This is a genomic window from Spirosoma pulveris (genome assembly GCF_054781875.1).
Genome location: NZ_BAAGTO010000008.1, coordinates 58,120 through 77,182 on the forward strand (window position 1 = coordinate 58,120; position 19,063 = coordinate 77,182).

The 19,063-nt window shown below is 50.6% G+C and carries 15 protein-coding genes; 8 read left to right on the forward strand and 7 right to left on the reverse strand.

The genetic code is table 11. The features are described 5' to 3' along the window. The first annotated feature begins 22 nt into the window (after window positions 1-22). Window positions 23-1,996: a hybrid sensor histidine kinase/response regulator transcription factor gene (locus tag ACYVJM_RS23190; RefSeq protein ID WP_461150621.1), complete on the forward strand. Its 1,974-nt coding sequence runs from the start codon at window positions 23-25 to the stop codon at window positions 1,994-1,996. 189 nt (window positions 1,997-2,185) lie between these two features. Continuing rightward, window positions 2,186-2,314, forward strand: a complete 129-nt coding sequence (locus ACYVJM_RS23195) for a hypothetical protein (protein WP_461150622.1) — start codon at window positions 2,186-2,188, stop codon at window positions 2,312-2,314. Window positions 2,315-2,371: 57 nt separating this feature from the next. On the opposite strand, the gene ACYVJM_RS23200 is transcribed toward ACYVJM_RS23195, so the two are convergent. The 5 genes from ACYVJM_RS23200 to ACYVJM_RS23220 form a co-directional block, all read right to left on the reverse strand. Beyond that, window positions 2,372-3,241, reverse strand: coding sequence for a sugar phosphate isomerase/epimerase family protein (locus ACYVJM_RS23200; RefSeq protein WP_461150623.1), 870 nt, complete (start codon window positions 3,239-3,241; stop codon window positions 2,372-2,374). A 64-nt stretch (window positions 3,242-3,305) separates the two neighbouring features. After that, window positions 3,306-3,686 carry a hypothetical protein gene (locus ACYVJM_RS23205; protein WP_461150624.1) on the reverse strand — a complete coding sequence of 127 codons (381 nt, stop codon included), beginning with the start codon at window positions 3,684-3,686 and terminating at the stop codon, window positions 3,306-3,308. Between the two features lie 53 nt (window positions 3,687-3,739). Further along, entirely contained in the window at window positions 3,740-5,929 is a 2,190-nt protein-coding gene (locus tag ACYVJM_RS23210; RefSeq protein ID WP_461150625.1) for a hypothetical protein, read from the reverse strand. Between the two features lie 78 nt (window positions 5,930-6,007). Beyond that, complete coding sequence (locus ACYVJM_RS23215; protein WP_461150626.1) at window positions 6,008-6,637, reverse strand: TetR/AcrR family transcriptional regulator; 630 nt, start codon at window positions 6,635-6,637, stop codon at window positions 6,008-6,010. A gap of 197 nt (window positions 6,638-6,834) precedes the next feature. Then, window positions 6,835-7,587: an SDR family NAD(P)-dependent oxidoreductase gene (locus ACYVJM_RS23220; protein ID WP_461150627.1), complete on the reverse strand. Its 753-nt coding sequence runs from the start codon at window positions 7,585-7,587 to the stop codon at window positions 6,835-6,837. A 298-nt stretch (window positions 7,588-7,885) separates the two neighbouring features. Between ACYVJM_RS23220 and ACYVJM_RS23225 the strand changes: the two genes are divergently transcribed. Further along, complete coding sequence (locus ACYVJM_RS23225) at window positions 7,886-11,149, forward strand: two-component regulator propeller domain-containing protein (RefSeq protein ID WP_461150628.1); 3,264 nt, start codon at window positions 7,886-7,888, stop codon at window positions 11,147-11,149. On the opposite strand, the gene ACYVJM_RS23230 is transcribed toward ACYVJM_RS23225, so the two are convergent. Beyond that, window positions 11,138-11,308, reverse strand: a complete 171-nt coding sequence (locus ACYVJM_RS23230; protein WP_461150629.1) for a hypothetical protein — start codon at window positions 11,306-11,308, stop codon at window positions 11,138-11,140. The two genes, ACYVJM_RS23225 and ACYVJM_RS23230, sit on opposite strands and share 12 nt — an antisense overlap. A gap of 125 nt (window positions 11,309-11,433) precedes the next feature. Here ACYVJM_RS23230 and ACYVJM_RS23235 point away from each other — a divergent pair, with 125 nt between their 5' ends. From ACYVJM_RS23235 to ACYVJM_RS23255, 5 genes are all read left to right on the forward strand, one after another. Continuing rightward, complete coding sequence (locus ACYVJM_RS23235; RefSeq protein WP_461150630.1) at window positions 11,434-11,979, forward strand: carboxypeptidase regulatory-like domain-containing protein; 546 nt, start codon at window positions 11,434-11,436, stop codon at window positions 11,977-11,979. After that, window positions 11,954-13,957, forward strand: coding sequence for a TonB-dependent receptor domain-containing protein (locus tag ACYVJM_RS23240; protein ID WP_461150631.1), 2,004 nt, complete (start codon window positions 11,954-11,956; stop codon window positions 13,955-13,957). The genes ACYVJM_RS23235 and ACYVJM_RS23240 overlap by 26 nt, the downstream gene beginning before the upstream one ends. 854 nt (window positions 13,958-14,811) lie before the next feature. After that, a complete protein-coding gene (locus tag ACYVJM_RS23245; RefSeq protein ID WP_461150632.1) occupies window positions 14,812-15,726 on the forward strand; it encodes a glycosyltransferase in 915 nt (304 codons plus the stop codon). 93 nt (window positions 15,727-15,819) lie between these two features. Next, window positions 15,820-16,779: a glycosyltransferase gene (locus tag ACYVJM_RS23250; protein ID WP_461150633.1), complete on the forward strand. Its 960-nt coding sequence runs from the start codon at window positions 15,820-15,822 to the stop codon at window positions 16,777-16,779. A 5-nt stretch (window positions 16,780-16,784) separates the two neighbouring features. After that, entirely contained in the window at window positions 16,785-17,810 is a 1,026-nt protein-coding gene (locus tag ACYVJM_RS23255) for a glycosyltransferase family 2 protein (protein WP_461150634.1), read from the forward strand. A gap of 44 nt (window positions 17,811-17,854) precedes the next feature. Here the strand turns inward: ACYVJM_RS23255 and ACYVJM_RS23260 are convergent, their stop codons facing one another. Continuing rightward, window positions 17,855-18,763: an NAD(P)/FAD-dependent oxidoreductase gene (locus ACYVJM_RS23260; protein WP_461150635.1), complete on the reverse strand. Its 909-nt coding sequence runs from the start codon at window positions 18,761-18,763 to the stop codon at window positions 17,855-17,857. Window positions 18,764-19,063: the final 300 nt, after the last annotated feature.

Below are 19,063 nucleotides of genomic sequence, written 5' to 3' on the forward strand. Positions count from 1 at the left end.
TCCCTTCCTACTCCCTGATCCCATGAGTACTACCATCCTGGTCGTTGATGACGAAGTCAGTTTACAACCCCTGATGCAACAGCGTTTTCGTCGGAAAATCAAGGCTGGCGATTATACGTTCCGCTTTGCGTTAAGTGGACAACAAGCGCTGGCCATGCTGAGCAATGAACCGGAAATAGACGTACTCCTGTTGGATATTAACATGCCTGACATCAACGGGCTTACCCTACTCAGCCAACTTCCCGAACTGGTTCCCAATAGCCGGGCTGTGATGGTGTCGGCTTATGGCGATCTGACCAATGTCCGGACAGCCATGAACCGGGGCGCCTTCGATTTCGTGATGAAACCCATCGACTTCCACGATCTGGAACTGACTATCGATAAAACTGCCCAGTATGTGCGGCAATTGCGGAGTTCGATTCATGACAAGGCTGTCGCCGAACTCAAAGCCCGCTTTTTCGACAACATTACCCATGAATTTCGGACTCCGCTCTCATTGATTCTGGCTCCCGTGGACCACTTGTTGCAGAACCCCCGCTTCGATGAGTCGACCCGCCGGAGCCTGCTCACCGTTCGGCGCAACGCCTACCAACTGCTCACGCTGATTAATCAGCTGCTTGACCTGGCCAAACTGGAAGCAAACCGGTTGCCGGTAAATGAGTTACCGGGCGACATCATCACTTTTCTGGAAGAAATGGTCAACTCCTTTGGTGTAATGGCTGACCAGAAACAACTCGTGCTGAGTTTTAGCTGCAACGTTCGCCAGCAGGAAATCCTTTTCGACGCCGATAAATGGCAGAAAATCCTGAGTAATCTGGTCTCCAACGCCATCAAGTTTACACCCGCCAACGGGAAAATAGAAGTGACCTGCATGGTTGGCCAGCAACAGTTACTACTAACAGTCGCCGACACCGGTATTGGCATACCGGCCGAACACCAAAGTCGTATTTTCGATCGGTTTTACCAGGTAGATGCCTCCAATACCCGAGCTTACGAAGGGTCGGGTATTGGTCTGGCTCTGGCCTATGAGCTCACACGTCGGCTGGGAGGTCAGCTATCGGTCGAAAGCCAGTCTGGAAAGGGTACGACCTTCACGGTAGAACTGCCCATTCAGAAGGTAATCAGTACCAATCGGACTAAGCCGGCCCTTCAACCGCAGCCTAGTCTGCCTCCCTGGGAGGCTGTTTCGGTAACCACCTACGAGCACGACGATCTGACTCAGCCCCTGATTTTGTTGGTAGAAGACAATGTTGAATTAGTAACGTTCATCGCCGAATCACTTATGAGTCAATACCGGGTGCTGACGGCCGCGAATGGCCAACAGGGGCTGGAGATAGCCCTGCGTGAGTTGCCCGACATTGTGGTATCGGATGTGATGATGCCCGAAATGGATGGCTTCCAGCTTGCCCATGCCCTGAAGGCTAACATCGAAACCAACCATATCGCTGTGATTCTGCTGACCGCCCGGACGGCAGTTCAGCACCGCCAGGAAGGCTTGCGCGAAGGAGCCGACGATTACCTGACCAAGCCCTTCGACTTAACCGAATTGCAGTTGCGGCTGCGTAACCTGCTGCGACGACAGCAGAAGTTGCAGGGCTATTATCAGCGGCAGTTGAATAATCCTGACGAAAAAGCGACTCCTCTGGAAGCAGAATCGGCGGAACGGCTGGCTGGCCAGGATACTTTTCTGAAAAAGCTCTATGAGATTATCGAAGCGCACCTGGACGAATCTACTTTCCGGGCGGAGTCGCTGGCCGAAGAAGTGGCAATGAGCGTACGCACGCTGACGCGCAAACTGAGTACGCTGGTAGGGGTAAGCCCCGCCCGGCTGATTAGAACGTATAGGCTGAATCGTTCGAAAGAATTGCTGAAAGCAGGGCATGGTGTCTCTGAAACGGCCTACCTGGTCGGTTTTGAGCATCCAACCAACTTTGCCACGGCTTTTAAAGAAGTGTACGGGCAAACACCTACCTATTATGTGCTGAACGGGGTTTAAACCAAGTGATTTGTAAGGCGTTTTAGTTGCTGCCATCATACCTTTAACACCAATGGAGACGTGAGATTTTCTTCATGGATAGGTTGCAACGAAACTCATTGACAATCTGAACCGCTTCGTAAACAGCGACACCCACTCGGTTTTAAAGCCTAGCATGTCTAACTCAGCGACCATGAGCTTGTCTACGTTATGGACGCCTTCGAGGTTGAGCGTGCCGCTATCGATATTGACTACTTTTTCCAGCAAAGCCTCGGTTTAGGGCATTTGCCGGGTTACGGTTGTTCAGGATTGCTCAGCGATTGGGCTGAGACGGCGTAGCTGCAAGCATTGGGTCAATGATTGATATAAGCTTTTCTTTCCCGCTAACAGGAAAGGTTACACCCGAAGTTTTTGTGCGTTTTGAAAGCTAATGGCAATGGCTTCCAGTGGGGTGCCTTTGGTAACGGCATCCTGTTCGACAAAGTAGTGCTCAATACCAGCCAGTTTGCGGGCATCCAGGATGCGCTGAAAGTCAAGGGTGCCGGTTCCTATCTCGGCAAACTCCCGCTTCTGGGTCTTTGCCATATCTTTCAGGTGTACCAGCGGGAAACGACCCGGATTCTTTTTGAACAACTCCAGCGGGTCAATGCCAGCATGGGTAGCCCAGTACAGGTCCAGTTCCATTTTTACCAGCCTGGGGTCCGTTTCTTTCAGTAGCAAATCGTACGGCAACTGACCGTCCAGCGGTTGAAACTCAAAATCGTGGTTGTGGTAGCCAAACTGAATGCCTGCTTTCCGGCACACTTCTCCTGACTGGTTGAATAGCTCCCCCAATTTTTTGTAGTCATCGACGGTTTTGCGATCCTGGGGAAACAGAAACGCACACATCATGTATTTTTGACCGGCTTCGGCCGCATGGTCAACAACCATGCTCCAATCCTTTTTAAGGTTGTTGGGCATATAGTGACCACTGGGCGTCGAAAGACCCAGTCCACTCAAAAACGACTTGAATTCACCCGGCGTTTTGCCCAGGAATTTACCATTCGCGTAGCCAAACGTTTCTACTTCTTTGTAGCCAATTTCAGCTACTTTTTTTAGCGTCCCTTCGGGGTCTTTACTCAACTCGTTGCGGAGAGTATAGAGTTGCAGGCCCACTTTTTTCATCGGTTTAGCGGCAACATCGACCTTACTCAGGAACGGTAGGGAAAGGGCCAAGGCACTGGTACGGAGGAATTCGGTGCGGGATACGTTGCGGGAAAATGACATTTTTTTACGGGTTTACTGGTGAGTTGACCAGGCATTGGACGTGGGAAAGCAGGGCAACTTTCCGTTAGGGTTTGAGCCGTTTGGCCGTCGCGTCGAATGTAGATAAGGTACCTTTTAGGGTATCGTTATCTACTTTAGTGAGGTCAATAGGAATTTCCCCTCCCTGAGATGACTCAAAGTACATCACCATTTTATCGCCTTTCTCCTCGACCCGGATGAGGGGGCGTTTGGCCTGGCCAGGATCCGTCGTATTTGTTAATTCACCCGTCAGTTTACCCGCCTTGCGGACTAAGTCCGTCGTAAATTTTACATCGCCAACGGGGGTTCCGACGGCACTGATTTCCCATTTACCCGCAAAGAAATCAGCAGGGGGCGTCGTTTGCGAAAAACCAGCCTGAGCAATGCCAACGATCAGGAACAGAATAAGGATACTTACGTTTTTCATAGCAACTATTGGTTAGCGTGTAATAAGTTTTCTTAGATAGAAAAGTCTGGGTCTTATTCGACAATGACCCGGACGCGGTCCAGATTCTGGATGCGGGTAAAGCGGGTTTTTGCATCGCCCTCCCGTTGAGCCGCGACGCGAAGGGTTGGGAAGTAGGTGCCGGGTTTGGTAAAGGTGTACGTAGAGGTGACTTGCACAGAGGAACCGGTTTTGTCGGACGACTTGAGCCGGGCCGGTACGGGGAAGACATCCGAACTGTCGAAGTTCCAGCCATGAAGATCACTTATGGTGAAGCCACTTGGTAACCCCTCGAAATTCCAGACCGCTTTCACGACTTTACCCTTGTTTTTGGGCACGGCTATTTCGGCGGTGAAGCGAACCGCTTGCCCCACTTTCACCACAGCTCGTTTTCCGCCATTGGCCAACACGTTGACTACCGGCTGAATACCTCCGCGCTCGTCTGCCGTTGCCGGAATGACGACCTGTCCGTCAACGATCGTATAGCGGGTAGTAGAGGCCGGTTCGATGCCTTTCTCCACCCAGGCACTCAAATCCAGCAATGCCTGCTGAAGGACACCCAGATAACTAACCGTCCGGGTGGGGTCATCTTCAATGGCCACGTCCCCGTGCAGGGCGTGGTCGGTGTACCAGAGTCGGAAATTCTGATCGGTTTTGTCGCCTAAATTCTCCTTCACGCGGGCACGGTACCAATCCGCCTGCCACGCAAACGCTTCCCGATCCCAGCGGGATTCGAGTAAAATCATCTTTCCAGTGAACTTACCTGTTGGCAATACACCAGCCGCTCCCCGGGTAAAGATAGGGCCCAGGAGCATGGGGCGCTGGGGGTAAATCGGTTTCCCGGAAGCATCCCGAAACTGGTCGTATACGGAGTACGCTTTGTCGGGTACCTGATGCCGGTGATAAGTTTGTACCGCCAGGAAGTTCGAATTGTCTACCTGGACGCTGTCGCCCGGTTTCACCAGAGCCAGTATGGCCGGATCGACCGGGCCAAGAACGACCCGGTCGCCCGAAATTTTGGTTAGCTGCAGGCTCTTTCCAGCTGCGGCCCCGCTTTTAATGAGCAGGTCTCCTCCTAAAAAGTCAATATCGGGTAATTGGTTTTGTAGTTGAAAGCCAACGGGCATAGCGCCTTCGACCCCGCCCAGGCTTTTCCAGGCGGCATCGGCCGTGCCCCGGTCCTGCGCTGACATCGCCTTCGTTAAACCTAACGCTACCGCCTGGTCACTAGTGACACCGGCCTTTATGGTACTGACCTGCTGAATACGTGCTTTCAGGAGGGAGGCTGGTGCGGTGGCTCCCAAATAGCCGGGCGTATTCCAGAAATCCTTGTCGAAATAGGCCCGATCAATGCCGACAATACTTTTGTACAGCACCAGAAATCCATGGATACCCATCGTCTTATAGCCAAACCAGGACTGGGGTGGAAAGCCCATTTTGGTTACCTCCTGCAAGGCTTCTTTCTCTTCCTGATTCAGCCCCGCATACATGTCGCCACTGCCACCGGGTTCGAGAGCATCAATGATCTGAGGAAATTTATCGTGCAAGACCCGCATGGCATGCATCCGAGCCGTAAAGACGTTGGGGATGGCCATGGGTGAACCCAGCACATAGGGCACGACACCGTCCCAAACGCCCTCCGTATTTTCGATGCCACCCACCGTACGGTAAGCCCCGCCACTGCCTCCAAAGGCATAACCGAACGGACGCTTCCCCCCGTAGAGTTGGGCCGCGATCACCCGCGAATACTGAGCCGATGCCGCATTCGCCCGGTAGGCACCTATGCTCGCATCCCGGGCTTGTGGCTTGGCAAAGTCGATCTTGCCGCCTTCATTGGTTTCGATAAAATAGGCCCCGTGCGAGACCGAAAAGCCAATTTTGTCTTCCTCACCGGTGGCGCCCTGCGACAAATTTTCATCGTCGGGAAAGGGCGTGATGTACTGGAAAAAGTGGCCCTGGTAGGTTTCTTTCGGCGGGAAGTAAAATGAGAAACGGGCGTCCGTTCCGGTAAAACCACCGTGTACATAGCGATGTCGCACGGGTTTATCCCGCCACTCATCCTTATCCACGTAAGGCTTACTAAACAGCGTGTCTTTGGTGGTGTATTGTTTAGCGAGTGCCACACTTTGCTGGGGCAGGTTGTTTTGCGCCTGACCAAGGAAAGTGGTCATCGCCCCCAGTAAGACAAAAAAATGACGGAGCGAAAATAGATGGACTGATTTCATTGGTTTACCGTTGGGTTAAAGAGGCTATCCAGTAGGTTGGAAAAGGCTAGAGACCGGTTACTCATTCGGACAATGCCTTTACTCGGTGGCCAGCACCGCGACGGGCGTTGCCAGCACCGCCTGTATATGCTCGTCGACGGCCTGAAGCCCGCCGGGTGTGCAAAGACTCCGGATGTATTGGCCGGTCGTATGGATCATTAAGGACTGGGCCGATAAACCAAACCGGTTAAACCTCTCGCCCCGAACGGCAGCCTGATGAAGCACCAGCACACTTTGCAAAGCAACCTGGGGAAGAATGTCGGCTCGGAAGGCTCCCTCGTTCATAGCCTGGTGGATAACGACCAGGAAGTACTGCTCAAATTTTTGACTAATCACGGCATTCACCTTCTGTTCTAACTCGGGGTAGTAATTGTGCAGATCCTCGTAGAAGACTTTATTGATCTGGTACTCCTGGTCCATCGCAATTTGCCAGATCGTAAAAAAGAGACAGGCCGCGTTTTCCCCGGCCGGGAGGTTTTCCAGCATGTGGTACTGCTCGCCGTGGTAGCGATACAGCACCGCTTCCAGAAGCTCTTCTTTATTTTTAAAGTACTTATAAACCGTTTTCGTGGAAATGTTGAGCGACTCAACGAGCTTCTGAATGGACATCTGCCGGATGCCATGCTGTAAGCACAGGTTTAGCGAAGCTTGTAAAATTTCATCCTTCATAAGAGCGTATCATGGAAAATATTACTCTTGATTTATTTTCCATAGCAAATGAATAGGAAAATATTTTTACAAACAAATTTTCCTATTCATTTTTAAGAAGCTTACTGGCTACGGACAACGTATGGCCATAGGGCATCCGCACGCATCAAGCTAAAGGCGCTTCCATGTCGTCAATGCGACCGTTTATCGATGTTCTTTTAAAATGTAATGGTTAGTCCTCCATCTACCGTTAATACAGAACCGGTCATGTAACTGGCATCCGGACCGGCTAGAAACCAGGCAACACCGGCTATTTCCTCAGGTTTTGCGGCCCGTTTAAGCGGCAGGTGATCGTAGCGGATATAATTGTCGGTAAACCACTCACTTTCCAGTTCATTTTGCCCGTCAGCTTTTCTGGACATGGGGGTGTCGACAAAACCAGGTGCAATGGTATTGGCCAGTATTTGTCTGGGTGCCAGTTCGAGGGCCAGCGATCGGGTGAGTTGGGTAATCGCAGCTTTGGCCATGCCATAAGCCGAACTGCCAAAGGCCACTCGTTCATGGTGGATGGAGGTGATATGAATGATACGACCGCCGTCCTTAAGCAGGGGTACCAGGGATCGGCAAACGTGAACAACTCCATAAAGCATCACCTGTAGCGTAGTGTCCCAGGTAGTGAAATCGGATTCGATGAGAGGGATACTTTGTGAAATACCAATACTATTGACCAATGCATCAATTGGGCCAAACTCCTGCTCAAGATGCTGCCCCATTTGCTGGATGTCGGGTTGGCTCCGTACATCCAACACGTACGCCTGATGACCTTCTCCGGACAGGCTATCCAGTACAGCATCGCATTGATCAGACTCTGTACCCGTCAGGAACACCTGCCAGCCTTCTTTGGCGAATCGTTCGGCAATGGCTCTTCCAATCCCCGAGCTAGCCCCTAATACAAGAATTTTTTTTCTCATTTTGATGTAAGATCCCTGGTAAAAATGCCAATGACGTCTCGGTCCTACTCAAAATCGGCCCATTGAACGACAACATTTGGTATTTGTGAACGCGTTTACTCTTTGTAAATAAGCCGTAGACGATACGGTGCATTCAGTTAGCCATCTAGCTGGTTATCTGCTAACTACAATTCATCCCACCCCGCTTTCTGTGTTTTCTAAATCAGACGTTCATTTTGTTACGTTTTTTAATATTTAACCCCTAATTGTTACTATATTTAGAGAATATTTCTACTCTATCCGTACTCATACCGTTTCGATGTTTGTTCGTACGATCAGCCTACTGGTGGGCCTGTGCTGGTTTGCTCAGCGAAGTCAAGCGCAGCCATCAAACGCACGATTTACCTTCCTGACGACTAATGAGGGGCTTTCTCAGAACAATGTCACCTGCATTTTACGCGACCGGAAAGGGTTCATGTGGTTTGGTACCCGGGATGGGCTCAATAAGTTTGATGGCTATACGTTCACCGTATATCGAAATGACCCTTCTAAGCTCACAAGCCTGAGCGATAGTTATGTGCATGCGTTAGTAGAGGATAAACTGGGCCGTTTATGGGTAGGCACTGATAATGGGGGACTCAGTTTATTTGATCCGATTTCGGAAACGTTTACTAATTATACGCACATCGCTGATCAAACAACCAGTCTGGCGCATAATAAAGTAGTGGCCATTGCGCAGGATGCCAATGGAAACCTATGGGTGGGAACGGGTGGCGGGGGACTGGATCGGTTCGACATCCGGAAAAAAATATTTACGCATTATGTTCATCAGTCGAATCTAACCGGTAGTCTAAGCCATAATGAGGTAAGCTCGGTTTTGATCGATCGCAGCGGCATCGTTTGGGTGGGTACTTTAGGGGGTGGTTTAAATAAACTCAATCCGGGCAGCTCAACGTTTACGCACTACGTTCATCATCCGCAGGACGCTCACTCACTTAGTCAGAACCGGGTTAGCGCCTGCCTGGAAGACGCCAGCGGGCGTTTCTGGGTAGCTACCGAAGAGGGATTAAATTTGCTGGACCGGCAGAAGGGCCTGTTTACCCGCTATTTACAGGGTCCCGGTCGGCTAAGTCACAATGATGTCAAGGCGCTGGCCGAGGACAATAACCATACCCTTTGGATTGGTACCCAGAATGGGGGCATCAATCTGCTCCATGCGGATGGTACCTTTTCCCATTACGCCTATCAGGTTGATTCGAATTGGGGGCTTAACAGCGGCTCCATTTATTCCCTCTACCGGGATCCGCTGGGTACCATGTGGATTGGTACCTATTCCGGCGGAGTGAACAAACTGGATACAACACCGCTCAAATTTACCCTCTATCAACGTTCACCAGGTAACACCCATAAGCTCACGAATAATAATATCCTGACGGTTCTCCAGGATCAGCGGGGCGATTTGTGGCTGGGTACCGATGGGGGCGGGATTAACCGGCTTCGAAAAGGACAAGCGGTTTTCAAGGCCTATCAGGATACGAGCCGGCTAGCGGCATCGAATAGCGACAACTTCGTCCTTACGCTGTATGAAGACCGCCGAAAACGAATTTGGGCCGGTCATTATAAAGGTGGCCTCAGGCTCTATAATCCGGTAAGGGATGCCTTTGAGCCAAAAGGGAACTTTAGCCCGCTCAGTATCAGTACCATTTTAGAAGCCCGGTCAGGGATGATGTGGCTGGGCACTTACGAGGAGGGGTTGATTCGCTACGACCCAACGACGGGCTCGGTGGTCCGGTATCAGCCGCATCCGACCCAGGCCGGCCAGCTGACCTACCACACTATTACCAGTTTGTGGGAAGATCAGAAGGGTGATATCTGGGTGGGTACCGATGGCAGCGGAATCAATGTGTTCCACCCGGACCGGAATCAGTTTACTCAATTTAAGCGGGAGAGTCATCGGGTCACCAGTTTAAGTAATAACCAGGTGAACTGCCTGTTTGAAAGTACCACCGGCCAACTCTGGATTGGGACGAATGGCGGCCTTAACCGGTATGATGCCCGTACGCAGACGTTTCAGGCTTACGGGCAGAATCAGGGCCTGCCCAATGCGGTGATTCAGGCTATCCTGGAAGATGAGCGGGGCCGCTTGTGGCTAAGTACCAACAAAGGGATAAGCCGCTTTGACCCCAGAACGGGTTACTTTCGCCACTATGATGCCCGCGATGGCCTACAGGAAAGTCCCTTTAACCAGAGGGCTTGTTATAAAAGCTCAAAGGGCGAGATTTTCTTCGGAGGACAACGGGGGCTCAATCGGTTTCATCCCGATTCGGTAAAGGATAACATGGTCGTTCCGCCGGTTTATCTGACGGACTTTCAGCTATTCAACCGGTCGGTTCGGGTGGGGGATAGTCTTTCGGTGCTGACCAGACCCATCGGGGATACGCGCCAACTAACGCTATCGTACCAGCAATCGGTACTTAGCTTTCAGTTTACGGCCCTGAATTATACCATTTCGGAAAAGAATCAATATGCCTATAAACTGGACGGATTCGATCAGCACTGGATCCAGGCCGGAACCCAGCGCATAGCTACCTATACGAATCTGGACCCGGGTGATTATGTCTTCCGGGTCATCGCTTCGAATAATGATGGGGTGTGGAATCAGCGGGGCACCTACGTGAATTTACACATTAAGCCTCCTTTCTGGAAAACAGGCTGGTTTACCTGTCTGGTAAGCCTGTTGCTGATCGGCAGCTTGTCCTGGCTGTACCGGCTTCGGATGAAGCATATCCACGCCACCCAGCTCGCCCTTCAAGACCAGCTGGTCCAGCAAAGCCGTCAGGCTACTCAACAAACAGAGACGCAGCGCATCCTTCAGCAGTCGCTGAAGCGGGAGAAGGAGTTGAATCAGCTAAAGTCGCAATTTGTTTCCACGGCCTCCCATGAGTTCCGTACTCCCCTGACGGCCATTAGTTTGAGTGTCGAGTTGATTCAGCATTACCTCGGCCATGTTCCCCACAATCAGGTGACGCTTGTCATTGGCCGACATCTGCAAGCCATTACCAGTAAGGTGCAGTCGTTGGATGAGTTAATTGGCGATACGCTGGCCATCAGCAAAGTGGAGGCCGGAAAAGTGGAGGTCAACCCGGAAGAGACGGACCTGGTATCGTTTTGTGAAACGCTGGTAATGGCTTCTTTCGGGGAAAGACCCGATGGACGTCGGGTCGATCTAAGCGTGGAGGGTACGCCCGTTGGGGTTATGCTGGATAAAAAATTGCTGGGCCATATTTTATCGAATTTGTTGAGTAATGCCTTTAAGTTTTCCACCCGAAATCCGGCCTTAAGGATTCATTTCGGGGAACAAGACGTAAGACTGTTAGTTCAGGACGAAGGCATCGGTATTCCGGCTGATCAACTGGCCCAATTATTCGGAAAGTTCTTTCGAGCCCGCAACGCCACCGCTTATCAGGGTACGGGTTTGGGGCTGGTGATCTGTAAGGACTATGCGCAGCTGCTGGGAGGTTGTCTTGAAGTAGTTAGTGAGGAGGGCAAGGGGACCACCTTCACGCTGAGCCTACCGACGTAAAACCAGGCGTGGGGGAGCTAGCTTGAATTGATCAGAAGGGGAAACGGTCTCTCCGTGGGTCAGGTTGTAGCCGTAGTTATTGGTTGTGACCAGGCCCCATGCCTCTGTCCCATATACATAGTTGTTGCCTGGTACTGGCATGAATTCTTCGTTTGCCATTTAATTCAGCGGTCGATTTTAGGGACTTAGCCTTGAAAATTCGCCTTCTGCGCCAATTTTTTAGCTTATTACCTTGGTAGCCTGTCTCTTTGTGTCCAAGAATACAACCTGGAATAGAGAGCGCTATGCGACACCTGACTTATACGATACTCAGTTTATTACTGGCCGGTCAAGCGGCCGCCCAATCAGCGGCTCCCCCTGCCGATCAACTTAAAACGGTCGTCTCCGATGGAGCGCCGAAAGGTAACGCAAAAATTACGGGCTATGCTATTGATTCGACCATGACCAAAGCGGTTGAATTTGCCAATGTAGCGCTGTATGAAACGACGAGCGGTAAGTTAGTGGATGGAGCCGTGGCGGATGAAAAGGGAAAATTTTCGCTCACCAAATTAACCCCTGGCACCTACAAACTACTGATTTCATTTTTAGGGTACGCTGCCAGGTCCGTTGACAATATTGTTCTAAGCAAGGGCCAAACAAAAGACATTGGTGTTATTCGGCTGATTGCCAGTACGCGTACACTGGGTGAAGTTACCGTAGCGGGAAAAAAAGCGCTGGTTGAAGACAAAGTAGACCGGCTAATCTATAATGCCGATAATGATGTGGCGGCCAAAGGAGGTGACGCTATTGACATTTTAAGTACCGATGCTTTCGGTCGATCCGACAGGTAACGTTTCGTTGCAAGGTAGTAGCAGCGTGCGGGTACTGATCAATAATAAACCATCTTCTATTCTGGCCGGTAATTTGGCCGATGCCCTGCGGCAGATTCCGGCGGATTTGATTAAAACGGTGGAAGTTATTACCTCTCCATCCGCCAAGTACGATGCGGAAGGAAGTGGGGGAATTATCAATATCATCACCAAAAAGAACACACTCCAGGGGCTGCACCTCGACGTGGACGGCGGAACGGGTAATCGCAATTCAACGCTGGGAGTAAATGGGAGTTTCCGAAAAGGTAATCTGGGCCTTAATCTTAACGGCAATGGTCGACTCATTTATAACCCGTCAGCATCTGACCTCAATCAAACAACTTTTTTGGCATCCGGGGCAACACCGGTTCAGACCCGTCAGCGAATCGACGCATTCGACAAAGGCACCTTTGCGCAGTATGCCTTAGGATTGGATTATGATCTGGCGAAAAATCAATCGCTAACGGGCGGGGTCCGGTTGGGTATTCGTAATTTAAGTCAGGATCAACATCAACTAACCAACACACTCTCCAGCGAACGCGTCGCTGTCCCCTCTAAACGGGATGTCAACACGCAGAATTTATCCAATTCAATTGACGTGAATTTGGACTACCTGCATACCTATGAGGGGTCTTCGAAAGAGTTAAGCTTTTCAACTCAGTACAGCCGAAATAACTTGACCAATAACTTTGAGGCTAACAACCTGGATACCCTGGGGCTCATCCGCACCCGGCAACAAAACCTCAATGATGCCACCAACCAGGAATTTATCGTTCAGGCCGATTACCAAACCCCAGTCAGTAAAGCGCTCCAGTTGGAGTTCGGTGCAAAAAACACGCTTCGCCAGGTAACCAGTGACTACAACTACCTGCTGGCCGGGCCGGCAACCGACTTTGTCGTTGATCCCGGCCGCCCGTCGGGCTTGCTTAATTATGATCAGAACATTGCCGCTGCGTACTTGTCCACCACGTTTACCCTGCCCGGTGGGATCGTTCTGAAGCCTGGCTTACGCTATGAATACACCAGTATCCAGGCCCAGACAGGAGTGTCCCAGACAGGAGTGTCCCAGACGGGAGCATCATCTGGGAGTGAACCCACATCTATTTCAATTCCCGACTACGGGCGCTTATTGCCCAGTATCAATGTGGGCAAAAAAGTGGGGGAGAGCAGCAGCCTTAAATTTGGGTATACACGCCGTATCCGCCGACCGTTTATCGACGACCTGAACCCCAACTTCAATACGGCTAATCCCCTTAATATCCGTGTGGGCAACCCCTACCTGAAACCTGAAACAGTAGACCGGATCGAAATCGGTTACAGCACCCAGCTCAAGAAAACTTACCTGAACTTTTCGCTTTACACCCGACTGAACACCGATGATATTCAATCGATTAGTCAGCGTTCGGACACCTTAGTGGGGGCTGTCGTGACGCGGGTGACCAACCTGGGTAAAGAATACAATTATGGCACGAATCTGTTTGCCACGGTTAATCTGACTCCCCGCTGGAGCGTAAATGCTAACCTCGATATTATGTACCGCTATCTTCAGGGTCTGGCTTTGGATATTAATGGACTATCGACCAGTATCAGCAATCAGGGATTTCGTTGGGGTGGCCGTATGGATACCCAGATGCAATTCGATAAAGGGTGGGTGTTACAGGCCAATATTGGTTACCGGGGTAAGGACATTGCTTTGCAGGGCTATCGAATTGGCTTCGCTCAGTATTCGCTGGGCGCCCGAAAAAGTTTTACCAATAAACGGGGCAGCATCGGCCTCGTGGCGGAGAATTTTCTGACCCAGGGAATGGGCTTTACCTCTGTTCTAAATTCTGCCCAGTTTAACCAGGACTTTCGCCAGTACATTTATAACTCCAGCGTTCGAGCCACCTTCAGTTATAAATTCGGTAGCCTGAACGCAGCCAAGGTGAAGAAAAATAAATCCCTCAGCGAGGAAAATTGACGGCTTCCTACACCTTAACGGTCTACCCTTAGTTGCCCAGCTCATGGATTAATCCCTGGTGGTACGTGAAAAAAGCAGGTTTAGCAGTCTAGTCGTCTCGTAATAGCCCAAACTGATAAAATAAGTCGGGGATCACTATCAGCATCACGCATCGAGAAAAGCTCATATTGATTAATAGCCAATTCCGTTCAACAAGCGTAAATACCGCAGATTATCGTATCGAACACGTAGACTTGTCGTTCAGGGCTTCGGGTAGGCCCTGTGGGTATACCCTATTCTGTAATACGAGTAGGAATAGTTTTATCAAGGCCTGTCGTTTTTAGATTTACATCCCGCTGAAATGGTACTCCGCGATGTACAGGCGGATACGATTGAATTAGCACAGGCGTTGCTTAGACCCATTGAGCAGCGAACTACTTAGCTACTGAGTAATTTAAAAACCAAGGCGTTTGACACCATGTACAACCAGGTTACCGGGAAGCAGGCCGGTGAGTTGTAAACCTAGTTCAATAACATACAGGTTTGTTACCGTATAATTAATTGATAGCTTATATAATGGACTAATTATCTTATTAATGTAATATTAAGTTAAAATACTCTGCATAAATGCCTGGGTTTGTAATAGGGGAAGATAGGTAGGTAAACCCGAAGAAAGCACTCCGTCAGGTAAAGGTATCTATGTTGTCTGACGTCCTGGTATTTGAGTTATTTACAAATAGGTTAGTGATCGGTGACCAAGTCTGGCGGTGCCACTCACTCATAAAACGCCTGTTCACTCAGAATTCTATGGCGTTCGCCTGATATAAAACTATTTTTCCGTTCAGTATTTATTCCACACAGCCTATAGTTTACCTATGGCATCTCTAGCCCGTGCGACCTTACCTCTGGTTTCGGTTGTTATCCCCTGTTTTAATCAAGGCCAATTTCTTGCTCAGGCCGTCGAGAGCGTTCTCCAACAGACCTGGTTACGCTGCGAAATCATTGTCGTCGACGACGGCTCAACCGATAACACCCGCCAGGTGGCCAGTCAATTTCCTCAGGTGCAGTATGTCTATCAACCCAACCAGGGGCTATCGGCCGCCCGCAACACGGGCTTGCAGCGAAGTCAGGGCGAGTACCTGGCTTTTCTGGATGCCGACGACTGGTTGTTTGCCGATGGAATCGAGTTCAACGTGCGTCAACTTCAGAATAACCCCCAGGCTGTTTTTGTCTCGGGTGCCCATGACAAGGTCGACTCGTCCGGACACCTGCTTGCCCGGGAGCAAATACCGGTGGGACAGGATCACTATTGCCAGCTGCTGCAATGTAACTACATTGGGATGCACGCTACGGTGTTGTACCGACGCTCACTGTTCGATCAGTTTCGGTTTGACCCCTCCCTGAAAGCCTGCGAAGATTACGATCTGTATCTGCGTATTGCCCGCCATCATCCGGTGCTGCACCATACCCATCCCATTGCCGCCTACCGCATTCACGGGGGTAATATGTCGGCCAATGTGCCCATGATGTTAGATCGTGTGCTGCATGTGCTGGCCAGGCAGGTAAGCGCCTTGAGGAGTCGGCAGGAACGAAAGGCCTATCGACAGGGCGGAGCCAATTGGCGGGACTATTACGGGACACTGGTTTATGAAGCCCTCCTGGCTCAACCCGCCGGTGCAATTCCGAAACAAATGAAAAAGTCGGCGCTGGCTATGTTAAAACGGTACAACCTTAAACGCTATCTCAGTTATTGGATTCTTCAGCTACTGCCCCTGTCAAAGCGTTCGTAAAAAAGTACGGCCCTGCATGGCTGCACCAAAGCGACGTGCCGCATGTGCACCCTCACTATCCGGTTATTATCACCGCCAGAGCTATTAAATCATATGCTTGCTGAGCCCCACCCATTTGTATCTATTGTCATCTGTTTTCTGAATGAAGAGCGATTTCTTGCTGAAGCGATCACGAGTGTCATTCAGCAAACCTACATCCACTGGGAATTGATCCTGGTAGACGATGGCTCCCAGGATGAAAGTACCCAGATTGCCAGGACCTACAGCCTGGAGTTCCCTGACAAAATACAGTACTGCGCGCATGCGAACCAGGCCAATAAGGGATTAAGTGCCAGCCGAAATGCCGGTATTCGAAAAGCGACGGGTAACCTGATTGCCTTTCTGGATGCGGATGATGTATGGTTACCCGAAAAATTAGCCGCTCAGGTGGCTATCCACCAACAGTATCCCGGCGCTGGCCTGATTGCGGAAGCGTCCATTCAGTGGTCTTCCTGGCTAACACCACCCGGCAAAGACCAGCTTACCCCAATTGGTACAGACGCGGATCGGCTGTATCCTCCTCCTCAGCTGGCTTACCAGCTATATCCGCTGGGGAAGGGCGCTGCACCCGGTCCCTGCGCCTGGCTGTTGACCCGAGAGGCCATCCGGCGGGCCGGTGGCTTTGAAGAATCATTTACGGGCATGTATCAGCTCTACGAAGATCAGGCGTTTCTGAGTAAGATTTATCTTCGGGAAGCGATATACATCTCCTCATCTTGCCATAACTTATATCGGCAGCGGCCCGATTCGATCGTTAAAACGGTGATTCGACAGGGAAACTATGCACAGGTGCGCCGGTTTTTCCTGGAATGGTACTATGCCTACCTGAAAGCGAATGGCGTGGCCGACAAAAAGCTGCTTCGGCTGGTGCGCCGGAATCTGATGCCGTATCATCAACCCGTCGCTTACTTCCTCAGCCACACCCTGACGCATGAATTGACACACCGGGCCAAACAGCTGATGCCTGCCGTAGCCAAGCGGCTTATCCGGCGTACATTCAACCTTACCCGATAAAGCCTATGCCTGCTTTAACCGTGTTGATGCCCGTCTACAATGCCGAAAAGCATCTGGCGGAAGCGATTGATAGTATACTGGCCCAAACGTTTACGGACTTTGTTTTTTTGATTATTGACGATGGCTCAACCGACAACAGTCCATCCATTATACGGGCTTACAGTGACCCTCGGATCGTGTTTTGCCAGAACGAACACAATATGGGTATTTCCGCTACCCTCAACCGGGGCATAGCCGAAGCCCCAACGGAATTGATTGCCCGCATGGATGCCGATGATGTGAGCTATCCGGACCGGCTGCAAAAACAGTATGCGTACATGATCGCTCACCCAGACTGCGCGCTACTGTCGGCCTGGGTTCGGGTTGTCGACGAAGAGAAAGCCTTTGTTCGGCTCGATGTCTTCCCAAAGGCCTACTATTACTACAATCTGACGTTCATGTGCTGGATTTATCACCCCATCGTGATGTACCGGCGTAGTGCCGTCCTGGCCGTTGGCGGGTATAGCGAACGCTACTCGGAAGACTATGCTCTCTTCTGGGCCCTGTCAAGGGCCTACAAAATGGATACGATCGAGACGGTATTACTCGATTACCGGCTGAGTGCGCAGAGTCTGCATCAGGTAGTGCATAAACGGGAGTATGAAGAAGCGCAGCAGGCTCAGGTGATGCGCAGCATTCGATCCTACACGGGCGATGACTTTCACCTGTCGATGAGCCAACTGGAATGCCTGCGCCACAATTTCAATCCCCTCCTTGAGGAAAATAGCGTGAGCCGTATTGTTGAGTGTTTGGCGAAATTAGCCTACATCAGCCAGCGGATTTCAGCGACGCCCAATCTGAATCTGGACCCGCAGAAAGTTGAGGAAGCTGCCCGCGGCAAACGGGACTTTATCCTGCGCTATTTCACTCATCAGCTAAGGCTCGACAAAGGAATCTGGCTGCTCATACGAACCGGTTCGTGGCGGCTTGGCTACCGGTTCCTTAGAGAGCTATGGCGAAAGAAGCTGCTCGCTGCAACGGCTGCGGATTGAGTTCCGGGGTCATATTTCGGTTATTGCTGTAGCGGGACGGGTGATTAAAATAGCTCCTCCGTAAGCTCTTTATTAACCATAGCCCCGGTCATATTGCCGCTCGAAACGGCACTGGCCACCGACCGCATCATGGACGTGGAATCACCACAGGCATATACCCCGGCTAGCGTGGTTTTCTGGAAAGCATCTACGTTAATATAACCCTGTTCGGTCAGTGCACAGCCTAACGAAACTGGAATGTCCGAGTGCTGCACAAAGGGGATTGCCGCATAAGCAGCATCGAAGACGCGATTATGTCCGTTCTCGAAAAGGATCTTATTCAGATGACCGTTTTGGTGCTCAATTTCAACAACTTTAGCTTCTTCGATGCTGATTCCGTGTCGGGTCAGTTTCACCAGTTGCTCTGGGTTGAAGGCCGCTTTACCGGACGTCAAAATGGTCAGTTTTGGCGTCAGATTAGCGATCAGGGAAGCCAGGTGAAACGCCCGGTCACCATTGGCGATCAGGGCGGTGTGTTGACCTCGAAATTCGTAGCCGTGGCAGTAAGGGCAATGGATTACCGAGATTCCCCAGCAGGCTGCAAACCCGGTAATGTCGGGCATAATGTCTTTAATGCCGGATGCGAAAACCAGTTTCCTGGCCTGAAACGATCCATTCGATTGCGTGGTAATTGTGAAGCCGGATTGATCTTTCTGTCCGCTGATGGCCAGATCACTCAAAAAAGTTACGGTGCTGTAGCGTAAGACCTGCTCTTTTGCTTTTTGGGTAATCACGCTTGGCTTTTCCCCATCCTGGGTAATGAAGTTATGGGAAAGGGGTGTTTGGCGGTTGCAGGGCAATCCGCTGTCAATAATAAGTACAGTCCGCAGCGAACGGCCCAGGGCCATGGCAGCGGCAAGCCCGGCATAACTTCCACCGACGATAATTACCTCGTAACTCGTGTTCTCATTCATACACTTGGATTTTATAAAAGCGGGTAGAAGAGAAGCCGCGGTCGTGCCGTATTAATAAACTTACTTAGTTGACTGGCTTCCCGATAAGTTATTGATGTCAATAACGATTGACAAATATAGGTGAGAATTTCGTAAATGCAACAATGTTGCATTAAAGACATAGGTCTGCAGAATGGATTAAACTTTAAATAGTATTAAATCGAACATGCCTGGGTGACAATAGGGTAATGTAGGTCTGTCAGATTAAGTAATTGAGGAGACAATTCCTCTAAAAGTTGTTTGAACTATACGAATAAGTAC

What these genes read in the sequence shown, in the direction of transcription:
- ACYVJM_RS23190 (WP_461150621.1), top strand. Translation starts at nt 23, where the DNA reads ATGAGTACTACCATCCTGGTCGTTGATGACGAAGTCAGTTTACAACCC.
- ACYVJM_RS23195 (WP_461150622.1), top strand. Translation starts at nt 2,186, where the DNA reads ATGGACGCCTTCGAGGTTGAGCGTGCCGCTATCGATATTGACTACTTT.
- ACYVJM_RS23200 (WP_461150623.1), bottom strand. Translation starts at nt 3,241, where the DNA reads ATGTCATTTTCCCGCAACGTATCCCGCACCGAATTCCTCCGTACCAGT.
- ACYVJM_RS23205 (WP_461150624.1), bottom strand. Translation starts at nt 3,686, where the DNA reads ATGAAAAACGTAAGTATCCTTATTCTGTTCCTGATCGTTGGCATTGCT.
- ACYVJM_RS23210 (WP_461150625.1), bottom strand. Translation starts at nt 5,929, where the DNA reads ATGAAATCAGTCCATCTATTTTCGCTCCGTCATTTTTTTGTCTTACTG.
- ACYVJM_RS23215 (WP_461150626.1), bottom strand. Translation starts at nt 6,637, where the DNA reads ATGAAGGATGAAATTTTACAAGCTTCGCTAAACCTGTGCTTACAGCAT.
- ACYVJM_RS23220 (WP_461150627.1), bottom strand. Translation starts at nt 7,587, where the DNA reads ATGAGAAAAAAAATTCTTGTATTAGGGGCTAGCTCGGGGATTGGAAGA.
- ACYVJM_RS23225 (WP_461150628.1), top strand. Translation starts at nt 7,886, where the DNA reads ATGTTTGTTCGTACGATCAGCCTACTGGTGGGCCTGTGCTGGTTTGCT.
- ACYVJM_RS23230 (WP_461150629.1), bottom strand. Translation starts at nt 11,308, where the DNA reads ATGGCAAACGAAGAATTCATGCCAGTACCAGGCAACAACTATGTATAT.
- ACYVJM_RS23235 (WP_461150630.1), top strand. Translation starts at nt 11,434, where the DNA reads ATGCGACACCTGACTTATACGATACTCAGTTTATTACTGGCCGGTCAA.
- ACYVJM_RS23240 (WP_461150631.1), top strand. Translation starts at nt 11,954, where the DNA reads ATGCTTTCGGTCGATCCGACAGGTAACGTTTCGTTGCAAGGTAGTAGC.
- ACYVJM_RS23245 (WP_461150632.1), top strand. Translation starts at nt 14,812, where the DNA reads ATGGCATCTCTAGCCCGTGCGACCTTACCTCTGGTTTCGGTTGTTATC.
- ACYVJM_RS23250 (WP_461150633.1), top strand. Translation starts at nt 15,820, where the DNA reads ATGCTTGCTGAGCCCCACCCATTTGTATCTATTGTCATCTGTTTTCTG.
- ACYVJM_RS23255 (WP_461150634.1), top strand. Translation starts at nt 16,785, where the DNA reads ATGCCTGCTTTAACCGTGTTGATGCCCGTCTACAATGCCGAAAAGCAT.
- ACYVJM_RS23260 (WP_461150635.1), bottom strand. Translation starts at nt 18,763, where the DNA reads ATGAATGAGAACACGAGTTACGAGGTAATTATCGTCGGTGGAAGTTAT.